This window comes from Pinirhizobacter soli (genome assembly GCF_015905305.1).
Taxonomy (GTDB): domain Bacteria; phylum Pseudomonadota; class Gammaproteobacteria; order Xanthomonadales; family Rhodanobacteraceae; genus Pinirhizobacter; species Pinirhizobacter soli.
In genome coordinates this window covers 279723-294088 of record NZ_JADZLQ010000004.1, presented here as the reverse complement: position 1 = coordinate 294088, position 14366 = coordinate 279723, and the positions used below count along the sequence as shown (strand labels likewise).

At 63.9% G+C, this 14366-nt stretch carries 13 protein-coding genes; 8 read left to right on the top strand and 5 right to left on the bottom strand.

Annotation, left to right across the window (positions count from 1 at the left end; genetic code table 11):
* Positions 1 to 2: 2 nt before the first annotated feature.
* Positions 3 to 515, bottom strand: a complete 513-nt coding sequence (locus tag NDK18_RS18070) for an O-acetyl-ADP-ribose deacetylase (RefSeq protein WP_250624267.1) — start codon at positions 513 to 515, stop codon at positions 3 to 5.
* Positions 516 to 589: 74 nt separating this feature from the next.
* Between NDK18_RS18070 and NDK18_RS18065 the strand changes: the two genes are divergently transcribed.
* From NDK18_RS18065 to NDK18_RS18055, 3 genes are all read left to right on the top strand, one after another.
* Positions 590 to 1045, top strand: coding sequence for a MarR family winged helix-turn-helix transcriptional regulator (locus tag NDK18_RS18065; protein WP_250624462.1), 456 nt, complete (start codon positions 590 to 592; stop codon positions 1043 to 1045).
* Positions 1046 to 1170: 125 nt separating this feature from the next.
* Positions 1171 to 2292: an efflux RND transporter periplasmic adaptor subunit gene (locus NDK18_RS18060; RefSeq protein WP_250624266.1), complete on the top strand. Its 1122-nt coding sequence runs from the start codon at positions 1171 to 1173 to the stop codon at positions 2290 to 2292.
* A 4-nt stretch (positions 2293 to 2296) separates the two neighbouring features.
* Entirely contained in the window at positions 2297 to 5407 is a 3111-nt protein-coding gene (locus tag NDK18_RS18055; protein WP_250624265.1) for an efflux RND transporter permease subunit, read from the top strand.
* 26 nt (positions 5408 to 5433) lie between these two features.
* On the opposite strand, the gene NDK18_RS18050 is transcribed toward NDK18_RS18055, so the two are convergent.
* Positions 5434 to 6327, bottom strand: a complete 894-nt coding sequence (locus NDK18_RS18050) for a sigma-70 family RNA polymerase sigma factor (RefSeq protein ID WP_250628571.1) — start codon at positions 6325 to 6327, stop codon at positions 5434 to 5436.
* A gap of 74 nt (positions 6328 to 6401) precedes the next feature.
* Here NDK18_RS18050 and NDK18_RS18045 point away from each other — a divergent pair, with 74 nt between their 5' ends.
* On the top strand, positions 6402 to 6857 hold the full coding sequence (locus NDK18_RS18045) for a carboxymuconolactone decarboxylase family protein (RefSeq protein ID WP_250624263.1): 456 nt from the start codon (positions 6402 to 6404) through the stop codon (positions 6855 to 6857).
* A 767-nt stretch (positions 6858 to 7624) separates the two neighbouring features.
* Positions 7625 to 8110 carry an alkane oxidation protein activator PraB gene (gene praB, locus NDK18_RS18040; protein WP_250624262.1) on the top strand — a complete coding sequence of 162 codons (486 nt, stop codon included), beginning with the start codon at positions 7625 to 7627 and terminating at the stop codon, positions 8108 to 8110.
* Between the two features lie 73 nt (positions 8111 to 8183).
* Here praB and NDK18_RS18035 read toward each other — a convergent pair whose 3' ends face one another.
* From NDK18_RS18035 to NDK18_RS18025, 3 genes are all read right to left on the bottom strand, one after another.
* Positions 8184 to 9623, bottom strand: coding sequence for a M20/M25/M40 family metallo-hydrolase (locus tag NDK18_RS18035; protein WP_250624261.1), 1440 nt, complete (start codon positions 9621 to 9623; stop codon positions 8184 to 8186).
* A gap of 72 nt (positions 9624 to 9695) precedes the next feature.
* Positions 9696 to 10094, bottom strand: coding sequence for a large-conductance mechanosensitive channel protein MscL (mscL, locus tag NDK18_RS18030; RefSeq protein WP_250624260.1), 399 nt, complete (start codon positions 10092 to 10094; stop codon positions 9696 to 9698).
* An 80-nt stretch (positions 10095 to 10174) separates the two neighbouring features.
* Positions 10175 to 10861, bottom strand: a complete 687-nt coding sequence (locus tag NDK18_RS18025; RefSeq protein WP_250624259.1) for a fumarylacetoacetate hydrolase family protein — start codon at positions 10859 to 10861, stop codon at positions 10175 to 10177.
* Positions 10862 to 11184: 323 nt separating this feature from the next.
* On the opposite strand from NDK18_RS18025, the gene NDK18_RS18020 reads away from it, so the two are divergent.
* The 3 genes from NDK18_RS18020 to NDK18_RS18010 all read left to right on the top strand — a co-directional run bounded on the left by NDK18_RS18020 (position 11185) and on the right by NDK18_RS18010 (position 14364).
* Positions 11185 to 12426 (top strand): efflux RND transporter periplasmic adaptor subunit, encoded by a 1242-nt coding sequence (locus NDK18_RS18020; RefSeq protein WP_250628570.1) that lies wholly within the window; start codon positions 11185 to 11187, stop codon positions 12424 to 12426.
* A gap of 72 nt (positions 12427 to 12498) precedes the next feature.
* A complete protein-coding gene (locus tag NDK18_RS18015) occupies positions 12499 to 13185 on the top strand; it encodes an ABC transporter ATP-binding protein (RefSeq protein WP_250624257.1) in 687 nt (228 codons plus the stop codon).
* A 12-nt stretch (positions 13186 to 13197) separates the two neighbouring features.
* Positions 13198 to 14364 (top strand): ABC transporter permease, encoded by a 1167-nt coding sequence (locus tag NDK18_RS18010; RefSeq protein WP_250624256.1) that lies wholly within the window; start codon positions 13198 to 13200, stop codon positions 14362 to 14364.
* Positions 14365 to 14366 lie beyond the last annotated feature (2 nt).

Below are 14366 nucleotides of genomic sequence, written 5' to 3'. Positions count from 1 at the left end.
CCTCATGTCAGCAGCGCGCGGCGCACCGCATCGGCCGTTTCGGGGCTGTAGCAGCACAGCGTGATGGCCACGTCGCGGGCCTGGGTGGCGTGAATGACCGCCACCGCCACGGCGGAAGCTGCCGCAACGGGGTATCCATAAACCCCGCAGCTGATGGCCGGAAAGGCGATGGAGGTCAGTTCCAGGCCGGAGGCGACCCGTATGGCATGGCGATAACAGGCAGCGAGCTCCCCGGCCTCGCCGTGGTTGCCGCCGCGCCAGATGGGGCCCACAGTATGGATGACGTACCTCGCCGGCAGGTCGAAGCCCGGCGTTACCCGGACGTCTCCCACACGGCATCGCACGCCGGGCGAGACTTCAGGCAGCACCCGGCAAGCCTCGAGCAGGCGCGGGCCGGCGGCACGGTGGATGGCTCCATCCACGCCCCCGCCACCCAGCAGCGAGGGGGCGGCCGCGTTCACGATGGCGTCCACTTCCAGCCGTGTAATGTCGCCTTCGACCACTTCGATCCACACGGTGCCCCCTTTGACCCATGCCGCAAGTTCATGCGAACTATACTCAACCCCACGTTCAGAATAAGCAGCCGGCCATGGACATCAAGCTCGAAGACATTTCCTTCGGATACCTGATCAACGACGTGACCTTGCTGTTCCGCAAGCACTTCGATCGACGGGCCGTCCGTTTCGGCCTGACGCGCGCGCAATGGCGTGCACTGAAGGTCCTGCACAGGCGCCCGGGGTTGCGCCAGACGGAGCTCGCTGAATTCCTGGAAATGGAGCCCATCGCCGTCGGACGGGTAATCGATCGCCTTCAGGCGGCCGGTTTCGTCGAGCGACGGGCCGATCCTGCCGACCGCCGCTGCTGGCGCCTCTACGATACCGAGCAGTCGCGGGGGGTGATCGACGACATGGAAGACATCGCTCGCAGCATCCGCCGGGATGCCACAACGGGTATTTCCCGTGAGGAATTGGAGCAATTAATGGCCACCCTTGAGCGCATGAAGGAAAATTTACAATCACTGGAAGGTGCTGCGTCAACGGCTTAGCGCAGCTTATAGCGATGACAAAGCGCTAAAGGACGATTGGCAGGACCCAATCGCACCGAACGCTGGCACAATCCGCGGGCTCACGGGAAAGCAAGTCGAATTTCCCGTAATTCCATGAGGTTGGCATGTCGAAGAAGTCCTGGATCAAAGTCATCGCCCTGGTTGCCGTGGTCGCTGCCGCGTGGATCGGCGTGCGCGCCTGGCATGGCGATGGAAAGGACGCAAAGACGGCCAATCGGGGCGCCCAGGCGGTACCGGTGAAGATCGCGCGCTCCACGAGGAGCGACGTGGACCTTGCCATCCGCGTGATCGGGCGTGCCGAGGCCTATTCCACGGTGACCATGCGCGCGCGCGTGGACGGCCAGTTGCAGGCCCTGCACTACACGCCTGGCGCCAAGGTGAAGCAGGGCGATGTCATCGCCCAGATCGATCCTTCGCTGCTGCAGGCGCAGCTGGCCCAGGCCAGCGGCAATGTCGCGCGCGACCGCGCGCAGCTGGTCAAGGCGCGCGCGGACAATGCCCGCTATACAGAGATGGTGGCCAAGGGCTACGTTTCCCGTGCCGACTACGACACCTTCAAGGCAAACCTGGGTGTGGCCGAAGCCGCGCTGCAGAGCGACCTTGCTGCCGAGCAACTTTCCCGCACGCAGCTGGATTACGCGCGCATCGTCGCGCCCTTCGATGCAGTGGCCGGACAGCCCCTGGCTTATCCTGGCGCCACCGTCCAGGCCAACATCACGGACCTGGTGGTGCTGAACCAGGTCAGTCCCATCCGCATCACTTTCAGTATCCCCGAGGACAGCCTGCCGTCGGTACGTGCGGCGCTGGTCCGTGGGCCGGTCGCGGTATCGGCGAAAATCGCTGGCGACACCGCGTCGCTCATCGGCGAGCTTGAATTCATCGACAACGCGGTTGCCACCACCACCAGCACGATCCTGCTCAAGGGACGCTTCGCCAATGCCGATGGGCGGCTTACTCCGGGCCAGTATGCCGACGTATCGTTGCCCACCGCGCGCATCGCAAGCGCCGTATCGGTGCCGGTGGTGGCGTTGCAATCCAACAGCAACGGATCGTTCGTGTTCGTCGTCGGGCCCGATAACAAGGTCAAGCAGACGCCGGTAACGCCAGGGGCCACCTTCAGCGACCGTGTGGTGATCGACAAGGGCCTGGAAGAAGGGCAGTCGGTGGTCACCGAAGGCCAGCTGTTGCTGGTCGACGGCAGCACGGTAAAGGCGCAGGGGAGCTAACGCCATGGCGCTCAACGTCCCGGAGATGTGCATCCGACGGCCGGTGATGACCACGCTGCTGATGGCGGCGCTGGTGATCTTCGGCATCGCAGCCTATCCGAAGCTGCCGGTGAACGAGCTTCCCAACGTCGACTTCCCCACCATCAACATCAGCGCGAGCCTGCCTGGCGCCTCGCCCGAGACGATGGCCTCATCGGTGGCGACGCCGATCGAAGCGCAGCTGTCGACCATCGCCGGCATCGACCAGATGAGTTCGACCAGCGCGCTGGGCAGCACCACGATTACCGTCAGCTTCAAGCTCGACCGCAACATCGACGCCGCCGCGCAGGACGTTCAATCGGCCATCGCCGCCGCGCAGCGCCAGCTGCCGCAGGAGATGCCCACGCCGCCCACCTATCGAAAGGTGAACCCGGCCGATGCGCCGATCCTGAACCTGGTGATGCGTTCGTCCACCCTGCCGTTGTCCACGGTGGACGATTACGCCGAAACCGAACTCGCCCAGCAGCTGTCGATGCTCGACGGCGTGGCGCAGGTGAACGTCTACGGCTCGCAGAAATACGCCGTGCGCGTGAGCGTGGATCCCGATCGGTTGGCGGCCACCGGCATCGGCATCGACCAGCTGCAGACAGCGATCGCGAACGCCAACGTCAACAAGGCCACCGGCTCGCTCAACGGCCAGCGCCAGTTGCTGTCGATACGCTCCGACGGCCAGTTGATGAGGGCAGCGCCCTATAACGACATCGTGGTCGCCTACCGCAACGGTGCGCCCGTGCGGCTGAAGGACCTCGCCAACGCGAAGGACAGCGTGCAGAACGACCAGGTGGCTGCCTGGTACAACGGTGAGCGCGCCATCGTGCTGGCAATCCAGCGCCAGCCCGGCGCCAACACGGTGGAAACCGTGGACCGCATCATGGCCACGCTGCCGGGATTCCGCGCCACCTTGCCGCCGTCGGTGAAGCTGGATGTGCTGTACGACCGCTCGCAGTCGATCCGTGATTCCGTACACGACGTGCAGTTCACCCTGATCCTGGCCGGCGTGCTGGTGGTGCTGGTGATCTACCTGTTCCTGGGCAATGCCTCGGCCACGCTGATCCCGGCGGTCGCGTTGCCGATCTCGGTGATCGGCACCTTCGGCATCATGTTCGCGCTGGGCTACAGCCTGGATAACCTGTCCCTGCTGGCCCTGACGCTCGCCGTGGGTTTCGTGGTGGACGATGCCATCGTGATGCTGGAGAACATCATCCGGCATATCGAGGCGGGCGAAGAGCCCTTCGAGGCCTCGGTGAAGGGATCCAACGAGATCGGCTTCACCATCATCTCGATGACGTTGTCGCTGATCGCCGTGTTCATCCCGGTGATGTTCATGGGCGGCATCATCGGCCGCCTGTTCCACGAATTCGCGGTGACCATCTCGGTAGCGATCCTGATTTCAGGCCTGGTGTCGGTCACCCTCACGCCACTGCTTTGCAGTCGGTTCCTGAAGCACGACCACGACGCGAAGCCTGCATGGATCGTGCGCATGTTCGACCGCGGTTTCAGCGCGGTCAGCCACGGCTACGGCACCAGCCTCGCCTGGGCCATGGCGCGTCCGCGGCTGGTGATACTGGGCTTCGTCGCCAGCCTGCTGGCCACCGGGCTGTTGTTTTACGTGGTGCCGAAGGATTTCATCCCCGCAGGCGATACCGGCCAGCTTCGCGTCACCGTCGAAGGCTCGACGGATATTTCCTTCGCCGCGATGGCCGCGCGGCAGCAGGAGATCGCCAAGGTCACCGGCGAAGATCCGAACATCGATGCGTACATGTCGTCGGTGGGTGCCGGCGGTTCGCGTCCCACCGCCAACAACGGCTCGTTGTTCCTGCGCCTGAAGGACGCCGGCGACCGCGACCTGGGCGTGGACGACCTGATCCAGTCGCTGCGCAAGAAATACGCAGCCATCCCCGGCATCCGCACCTATATCCAGAACCCGCCGGCGATCCAGATCGGTGGCCGCCAGTCGAAGGCGCAGTACCAGTACACGTTGCAGTCGACGGAATTGCAATCGCTGTACGACTGGTCGGGCAAGGTGCTCAATGCCTTCAAGGAGCTACCCGGCTTCCAGGACGTCACCTCGGACCTCGACCTCAACAGTCCGTCGATGAACGTGGTGGTGGACCGCGACAAGCTGGCCACGCTGGGCCTGACCATGAACCAGGTGCAGACGGCGCTGGGCAGTGCTTTCGGCGCCAACCAGATCTCCACCATCTACGGTGCGGCCACCCAGTACTGGGTGATCATGGAAGTGGAGCGGCGCATGCAGAGCGACACCAGCGTGCTGTCGAGGATCTATGTCACCACCGACGCCGGTGCGCTGGTGCCGCTCGATACAGTGGCGCATTTCGAACGCAAGCCTGAAGTACTCACCGTGAACCACCAGGGTCAGCTACCGGCGGTAACGGTGTCGTTCAACCTTGCCCCCGGTGTTTCCTTGAGCCAGGCGGTGGGCAGCATCAACGGCGCGATGAACAAGATGGGCCTGCCGGCCACCATCAGCGGCAGCATCCAGGGCACCGCGCAGGCCTTCCAGGACTCCATGCAGGGCATGGGCCTGTTGCTGCTGCTGGCGGTGTTCGTGATCTACCTGGTGCTGGGCATCCTGTACGAGAGCTTCATCCAGCCGCTGACCATTCTTTCCGGCCTGCCGGCCGCGGCGGTCGGCGCGCTGCTGACATTGGAAATCTTCGGCGCCACGCTCGACCTCTTCGCCTTCGTCGGCATCGTGATGCTGGTGGGCATCGTCAAGAAGAACGCGATCATGATGATCGACTTCGCGCTCGAACGTCAGCGCCATGGCGATGTCACGCCGGCCCAGGCCATCTACGAAGCCTGCCAGGTGCGTTTCCGCCCGATCATGATGACCACCATGGCGGCCTTCGCAGGCACCTTGCCCATCGCATTGGGTCTGGGCGCCGGTGCGTCCACACGCCGGCCACTGGGCCTGGCCGTGGTCGGCGGCCTGGTGGTGTCGCAGATCCTTACCTTGTACCTGACGCCGGTGATCTACGTGTACATGTCGCGCGCGGCTGAAGCGATGGGACGCAAGAAGAAAGGGAAGGTGGGGCCGCCGGCGGAGGCGTAAACCCTCCGGATCAGTGGCATGGCGTTTCAAACCAGCTGCACATCCATCGTGGCCAGGATGTCCTTGTCCACCACCACATTGATCCCGGTGATCAGGCCGTTCTCGATGACGAAATCGAACACGGTGAAAATGTTGCCCCCCGGCGCATAGGCAGCGCCGTAGGCGTTGTCCACCATCGCCACCTGGGCCGCGCGGGCGCGTCCATTGAACACGTCTGCCACCAGTTCCGCGCCGCGCACCTCGCTGGCGATCTTCGGAGCACCTGCCGGGGCGGTCAGTGCAGCGGCGACTGCTGCAGCATCGGCGCGCAGCACCACGTCCGGATCAAGCAGCGACAACAGTGCGCCGAAGTCGCCTTCGCGCGAAGCCTTCAGGAACGCCTCGACGATGGCGCGGCGTACCTGCCCGGTAGCTGCGCGACGTGCACCCAGGCCCTGCACGCGTCGACGTCCGCGACTGGCTAGTTGCCGCGAGGCTTCGGTGGAACGACCCACGATCACCGCGATGTCCTCGAAGGCCACGCCGAACATGTCGTGCAACACGTAGGCAAGCCGCTCCGATGGCGCCAGGGTATCGAGCACCACCAGCATCGCCGGGCCAATGGCGTCGGCCAGCATCGCCTGGTGTTCAGGATCTCCGCTGCGGTCGTGGTCGGGCAGGTAAGCGTCGACATCGTCGGTAAGCGTGTCTTCGGCCCGCGCGCGGCGCGTCCGCAAGGTATCCAGGCAAATGCGGCTGACCACCGTGGTAAGCCAGGCACGCAGGTTGTCCACCGATTCACCTTGCCGCCCCAGCCGGAACCAGGCCTCCTGCACCGCGTCCTCAGCTTCGCTGGCCGAACCCAGCATGCGGTAGGCCACGGCGTTCAGGTGGCTGCGCTGGGCATCGAAGGCCCGGGCCAGGCTGTCGTTATCGTTCATTGGTCACATTGTCCTTCGTCGCTTCGTCTACCTATCAGACGTACCCCACAACACACATGTGACGAGGAAATACCATGAAAGCACGCATGAATAATCCGGCGCTGGTCATCCCCGAGGCTCGCGAGGCGCTGATGGCGCTGAAAAAGACCACCGAAGGGCAGGGCGTCGCCGAGGCCACGCTGGACCTGGTGGAGCTGCGCGCCAGCCAGCTCAATGGCTGCAGCGCCTGCGTGGACATGCACTGGCGGATGGCTCGCAAGAAGGGCGAAACGGACGAGCGCCTGTTCTCGGTGGCGGCCTGGCGCGAGGCACCCTATTTCTCCGAAGCCGAGCGCGCCGCCCTGGCCCTGTCTGAATCGATGACCCGGCTCGCCGACCAAGCCGACGCCGTTCCCGACGATGTCTGGAATGACGTGGTCCAACACTACGACGAACGGGCGCGCGCAGCGTTGATCGTGGCCATCGCCAATATCAACGTGTGGAATCGCCTCAACGCCACCGTACGCCAGCCGGTGATGTCGTGGGGCTGATCGCCCATCGCGGCCGGCGTCATGCCATCAACGGATGGTATTTGCCGGCGGTTTTTAGTGGTGATGATTCCTGACCGTGCCTAGCATGGCTGGCTTCCCATATACGGAAGTCAGCGATGCTCTTCATTTCGCCTGCGTTGTTGTTCTCGTCCTACCCGGCATGGCAGCAGCCGCCAGACGGCACGCAGCGGACCGTTTCCAGGGGCATGTCGCAACGCACGCAACCCTGATCCGCCGCAGTTCACCCCTGAGCAAACCATGCGCTTGGAAGATCTGATCTCGCATGGCCGCTACGGAAGCTTGCCTGTCAAGGGCGGTTAGTCTCGCGCCCCGTCCTTGGCAAAAGCACCCGGCGCTGAACCGAAGTCAACCTTCGCCTGGGCCGCCATGTAAGCGAACGTGGCGTACGCCGCCACGTTCTGCGCTAGTTCGTTTTCGACCGTGTCTATTTCCACTCCTGAAGCCGTGCCCCGGGTTGGCCGCCATCGACGGTCGACTTATATAAATTCCTTAAGGAGGATGCCGCAAGTTCGCACTAATTCACCTGTGGTGGAAACCAGGTCCTCGCTTTCGCGCTGCCCTGTTTTCTTCCAGGCCGACATAAACAAAGAATTAGACCGACACGATATTCCCTGTCTGCCGATAGGCACGTCGCGTGGATGCAGTCTACTGTTTGCCGTGGAGGTACTGCCGCATGCGGAGCCGAAAATGGCACGTGGCGGCTAGCTTCCAGGAACGCATCCAATCCTCAAAAGGAATTGTCATCAATGAACAAAAAAAATGTTCTGCGCCTTGCCGCATCGCTATTGGTAGTCGCCAGCATCAGCGCGCATGCCGCGACAATCAGCCCGGCCGGTGTCCCATTCTCAGCTACTGGGACCATGGTGCTACGTGCAGGCCTCGCTGCGCCGACATGTACTGTCTCGATGAGCGGTCTGGTGACCGCGGATGGCTCGCAAGCCGTGGTCAACTCGGTGAGCATCAGTGGGGATGGGAGGTGTGGTGGTTCCAGGGTCAAGAACCTGCCCTGGACCATTCAACCCACCTCATCTTCATCGGCTTTCATCAGTGGCGTAGCGATCGATGTCGGACTTTCGCGGTGTGGCCCGTCCACGGTCTCTGCGCAGTGGAACAACAGCACCAACACGCTATCGGCGACGGGTCAGCCTATGGGCGGCAATTGTACAATGCAGGTTTTGACACTCAGCCCCAACCCGGCGTTCACCTTCAGTGACAAATTTGCAGGCGAATAGCGAAAGCCGGAAGTAGGAAAAGCAAGGCGAAAGCCTTGCTTTTCCTTAAAAACGTGCCTTACATGTCCTGGGGTTAGTCGTGCGCCCCGTCCTTGGCGAAGGCACCCGGTGCTGAACCGAAGTCACCCTTCGCCTGGGCCGCCATGTAAGCGAACGTGGCGTACACCGCCACGTTCTGCGCCAGTTCTTTCGGATCGATCTTGTCCAGGGTGTCGTTGGCGTTATGGTGGAAGTCGAAGTAGGTGGTGCCGTCCTGGGTGAGCGACAGCGCGGCCATGCCCTTGCCGTGCATCTGCGAGAGGTCCGAACCACCGCCGCCGGGTTTGGTTGCGTCGTAGGCCACGCCGATCGGCTCGAGCACCTTGGCGATCTGTTCGATGGCGCCGCGCGCCTCGGGCTTCACGCTGGCGGTCATGCGCCACACCGGGCCTGAGCCGAAGTCCGACTCGGTACCCAACTGGAACTTCGCCACTTCACCGGCGTGCTTGTCTGCATAGGCGCGGCCGCCCCACAGGCCCATTTCCTCGTTGGCGAAGGCGATCACGCGGATGGTGCGGTCCGGGCGTTGGGGCATGTCGTGGATCAGCTTGGCGGCAGCCATGGCAATGGCCACGCCAGCGCCGTCGTCGATCGCGCCGGTGCCCAGGTCCCACGAATCCAGGTGGCCACCGATGGCTACCACTTCGTTGGGATGCTTCTTGCCGGTGATTTCGCCGATCACGTTGGCGCCGGTGTATGTGCCCTTGAAGCCGACGTCGAGGTCGAGCTTCACCTGCACGGGTTTGCCCAGCGCCAGCAGGCGCCCGAGCTGGTCGGCGTCGGGCAGCGACAGCGCCGCGGCTGGCGTGGCCTTGGCTGGATCGGTGAATCCCGTGACGCCGGTGTGCGGCGTGCGGCTGTTGGCATCAGTGCCGGCCGAGCGGATCAGGGTCGCGGCCGCGCCCTTGGAGGCGGCGATCACCGGACCCTGCACGCGCTGAGGCGAGCCGATGCCGTAGTCATGGCCGTCCTTCTGGCGGGTCATCTTCGCATCCAGGAAGACGATCTTGCCCTTGATGGTAGCGGGGTCCGCATCCTTCAGCGCCTGCAACGAGGGGAACGCCACGACCTCGGCGGTGAGGCCACCGGTGGGCGTGCCGGCGGAGTAGCCCAGCGCCGTGAGCGCAAGATTTTGCGCGTGTTCGCCGACGATGGCGCCGTGCTCGGAGTGACGCTCCCACAGCGGGTAGGTCACCGGTTCCAGATACACCTTGTCGAAGCCCAGTGCCTTGAACTTGGCCACGGCCCACTCACGGCCGCGCTGGTCGGCGGGAGAACCTGCAAGGCGCTGGCCCACTTCCGTGGTGAGCGAGGCCACTACGTCATAGGCGGTGTTGTCGGCCATGGCCTTGTCGCGCAAGGTCGTGGCCGCGGTGACCGCGTCGGCGGGAATGGTGGTGGAACTGGCGGCGAAGGCGCCGCTGGCAAAGACCAGGCCCGCGGCCAGGGCGGTCAGGCGAAATTGGCGGCGCATCGATATTCCCCGTCAGGTGAAACCTCGATTATGCCGCCATCGGCGCCTGGCCGTGGCCGTGACCTATGGCATTTACTGTTGCTTCTTGAGCAGGTCGCGGATCTCGGCCAGCAGCACCTGGTCGGCCGTGGGCGGAGCCACGGCTTCCTCGTGGCGCGTCAGCTTGTTGATCATCTTCACCACCGCGAAAATGGCCAGAGCAACGATCGCGAACTGGATCACCACGTTGATGAACACACCGTACTGCACCGCGACTTCCGCGGTCTTGGTGGCGGCGTCCGCCGGACGCAGCACCCATTTGTAGCTGGAAAAATCGATGCCGCCGATCAGGTAGCCGATCGGCGGCATGATGAGGTTTTCTACCAGCGAAGTGACGATCTTGCCGAACGCGGCACCGATCACCACGCCCACGGCGAGGTCAATCACGTTTCCGCGCAAGGCGAATTTCTTGAATTCGGCGGCGAAGCTCATCGATATCTCCTCGGAAAGCTGATGGGATGGTTTCGGGCGTGAAGCCTAACGGCCAGCCTGTGGTGATTGTGCAAAACGCATCAGGTGATGCGGCCTTCCAGCGAGACGATATTACCCAACGTCGCTTCAAAGCGGTCGCCACGCTGCAAGGCGGCAACACCGGCCGGCGTGCCGGTGTAGATCAAGTCGCCGCCCTTGAGCTCATACAGCTTCGACAACGCCGCGATGATCTCGGGTACCGAATGCACCATTTCTCCCAAGGTCGCCGACTGGCGCTTCTGGCCGTTGACGAACAAGGCAATGGGCGTGTCGCCGTTCACCCCGGCGCGATCGGCTGGTACCAGCATGGAAATGGGCGCAGAGTGGTCGAATCCCTTGGCGGTATCCCACGGTGCGCCCTTGGCTTTGGCGGCGGCCTGCAGGTCGCGGCGGGTGAGGTCCAGGCCGATGGCATAACCATAGATCAGGGCCTGGGCATCGGCCGGGTCGATATCGCTGCCGCCGGCCTTGAGCGCCACCACCATCTCCACCTCGTGATGCAGGTCCGACGTCGCCGACGGATAGGGTACGTCGGCGCCATCGGTGACCAGCGCATCGGCGGGCTTGGTGAAGAACATCGGGCTGGCCTTGTCCACGGTGCCGCCCATCTCCTTCGCATGCTCGGCGTAGTTCCGGCCAATGCAGAAGACCCGGCGCACCGGAAACCGCAGGGGCAGGCCGTCGATGGCAATGGACGGGAGTTCTGGAACGGGTAGCGCGTAGTTCATGGGGGACGTACTTCAGCGAAGGGGAAGATCCATCGTGCGCGGGGGTGCCTGCGCTGTCAAACCTGTCGTGACAGGTTCCTTATCCGGCAGAAATACCTGCCTAGGCATAGATGTGCCAGGTCGTGTTTTTGCCCGCCCGGCCCCGTATCCTGCCGGGCGGAGCGTGTTCGAAGGGGCATCCGCACGAATGACAGCTGTCATCGAAGGCGGTTGATCGGCCGCCATTACTTGGCATGTGGGGCATCAGCCAAGCTAGCACCATCGCCAAACCCACGGCGCGATGCGTGGTACAGCCACGCGGACCTACAGGGAAAGGGAAAGGGATGAGCAACGCGGAACTCTTGAAGCAACTGCGCATCGACCATGCCCAGCGCGAGTCGCACGGTGGCGGCAACGGCCTGAAGGTCGCCATCATCGTCGGCGTGGTAGTGCTGGTGCTGGCCATCGGCGCCGCTGTTGCCTGGTGGTTGCTGGGCACCAAGGCGCTGCCCGTGCAGACGGCCCAGGCCACGGCGCCGACGGCGCAGTCCGGTGCCGGCTCCGTGCTGCAGGCCACCGGTTACATCACCGCGCGCCGCCAGGCCACGGTATCGGCGCAGATCACCGGCACGCTCACCGAGGTGTTGATCGAGGAAGGCGACCGGGTGAAGAAGGGCCAGGTGCTGGCTCGTCTGGACGACAACGGCTACCGCGCCAGCCTCGAGGCCACCAAGGCCAGCGCCTTGGCGGCCAGCGCACAGGCATCGCAAGTATCGGCCCAACTCGAACAGGCGCGCCGTGATGTCATCCGCGCCGATGCCCTGGCCCAGCGTGGCCTGGTGTCGAAACAGTCCGCCGAGCAGCAGCGTGCCACCACCGATGCGCTGGTGGCCCAGTTGCGTTCGGCCCAGCGACAGGCCGAATCGGCGCAGTCGCAAGTGAACGTGGCCCAGGTGAACTACGACTACACCGTGGTACGCGCCCCCTTCGACGGCGTGATCACCGACAAGGCCGCGCAGGTAGGCGAAATCGTCTCGCCGCTTTCGGCCGGTGGCGGCTTTACCCGCACGGGCGTGGGCACCATCGTCGACATGGATTCGCTGGAAATCGACGTGGATGTCAACGAGGCCTATATCGGCCGCGTCAAGCCCGACATGGCTGCCGAGGCCGTCCTGGACGCCTATCCCGATTGGAAAATTCCCGCCCACGTGATCGCCATCGTTCCTGCCGCCGACCGCGGCAAGGCCACGGTGAAGGTACGCGTGGCACTGGAATTGAAGGACGAACGCATCGTGCCGGACATGGGCGTGCGTGTGTCCTTCCTGGATGCTCGGCCCGTGCGGGCCGCGGCGCCGCCGAAGGGCGTGCTGGTGCCGGCCAAGGCGATCGTGCAGCGCGATGGCCACGACGTGGTGTTCGTGGTGGCCGACAACCGCGCGCGCCAGCACGCGGTGACGCCCGCTGCGCAAAGTTATGGCGAACTTCGGCTGGTGCCGTCGGCCGTGAACGCCGGCGACACCGTGGTGGTGTCGCCGGCGGACGAGCTTCACGACGGCGCCGCGGTGGAGCCGGCGAAAACGCCCTGAACCAGGATTTTCAGTCATCAACAACGCATTACCTTGCCGGCACGCCGCCGGCGCACCGATCGGGAGAGGACCATGGGTACGCTTATCGACATCCGCGACGTCAGCAAGGTGTATGAGCGCGGCAAGCAGAAGGTGGAAGTGCTGCACGGTGTCAATCTTGCCATCGAGCAAGGCGATTTCCTCGCCTTGATGGGTCCCTCCGGTTCGGGCAAGACCACCTTGCTGAACCTCATCGGGGGCTTGGATTCGCCCACCGGCGGCAACATCACCGTGGGTGGCCAGCGCATCGACCAGCTCGGTGGCGGCCAGCTGGCGCGCTGGCGTGCGCAGCACGTGGGTTTCGTGTTCCAGTTCTACAACCTGATGCCGATGCTTTCGGCGCAGCGCAACGTGGAGCTGCCGTTGCTGCTGACCAAGCTTTCCGCTTCGCAGCGCAAGCAGAACGCAGCCGTTGCACTGAAGCTGGTGGGACTGGACGATCGCTCCTCGCACAAGCCCAGCGAACTCTCTGGCGGCCAGCAACAGCGCGTGGCCATTGCCCGGGCGATCGTTTCCGATCCCACCTTGCTGGTATGCGACGAGCCCACCGGTGATCTGGACCGCCAGTCGGCCGAAGAAGTGCTTGGCCTGCTGCGGGAACTCAACCGCGAGCACGGCAAGACCATCGTGATGGTCACCCACGATCCCAAGGCCGCCGAGGCTGCCAATCACATCCTGCACCTGGACAAGGGCACCCTGGTCGAACAGGCAACCGCCTAAAAGGAGCCGGTCATGAAATACCTGCACCTGATATGGGCGGCGCTGTTCCGGCGCAAGACCCGCACCATCCTTACCCTCGTTTCCATCATCACCGCGTTCTTGCTGTTCGGCATGCTCGATGCCGTGCGTACTTCGTTCAATCAGGCTGGGCAAAGCGCCAACGGCGCGCAGCGCCTGCAGACCGGCTCGAAGCTTTCTTTCATCCAGACCTTGCCCTCGGCGCTTGGAGCGCAGATCGCCCAGGTACCCGGGGTGAAGATGGTGACCTACGCCAACTGGTTCGGCGGCGCCTACCAGGACCCGCACAACCAGGTCTTCAGCTTCGCGGTGGACAACAATTACGTCGACCTCTATCCCGAGATGGACGTGAGCGCGGCCGAGCGCAAGGCCTTCGACGACACCCGTACCGGCGTGCTGGTGGGTGAGAAACTGGCCAAGCGCTTCGGCTGGAAGGTGGGCGACAAGATCCCGATGCAGTCGACCATCTTCCCCAACAGGCAAGGCGACAAGAACTGGAACTTCGACATCGTCGGCATCATCCATTCGAAGGACAAGAAAGCCGGCGCCTTCTTCGACGCCATGATGCTGCTGCACTGGAAGTACTTCGACGAGACCACCCCGTACAACCAGGGTAACGTCGGCTGGTATGTCACCCGCGTGACCGACGTCAACCAGGCTGATCGCGTGGCCAAGGCAATTGATGCGATCTCGGCCAATTCCGACCATGAAACCCGCACGCAGACCGAACAGGCCGCCACTGCCAGCTGGATGAAGCAGCTGGCCGACATCGGCCTGATCGTGGGCTCGATCATGGGCGCTGTGTTCTTCACCCTGCTGCTGTTGTCGGGCAACACCATGATGCAGGCGGTGCGCGAGCGCACCAGCGAACTGGCGGTGCTCAAGACCATCGGTTTCCCCAGCGGCAGCGTGCTCAGCATGGTGCTGGCCGAATCCGTCCTGCTGGTGTTGCTTGGCGGGGTGATCGGCCTGGGCCTGGCTACCGTGGTAGTGCCGGCGCTTGCGGCGGGCAGCGGCGGCATGCTGAACCTCCCCGGGGTGGGTGCGAACACCTGGGTGCTGGGCCTGGTGCTGATGGTGGTGATCGGCCTCTTGGTCGGCTTGCTGCCCGCGCTACGCGCCATGCGCTTGAACATCGTCGATGCATTGGCCGGACGCTAGGG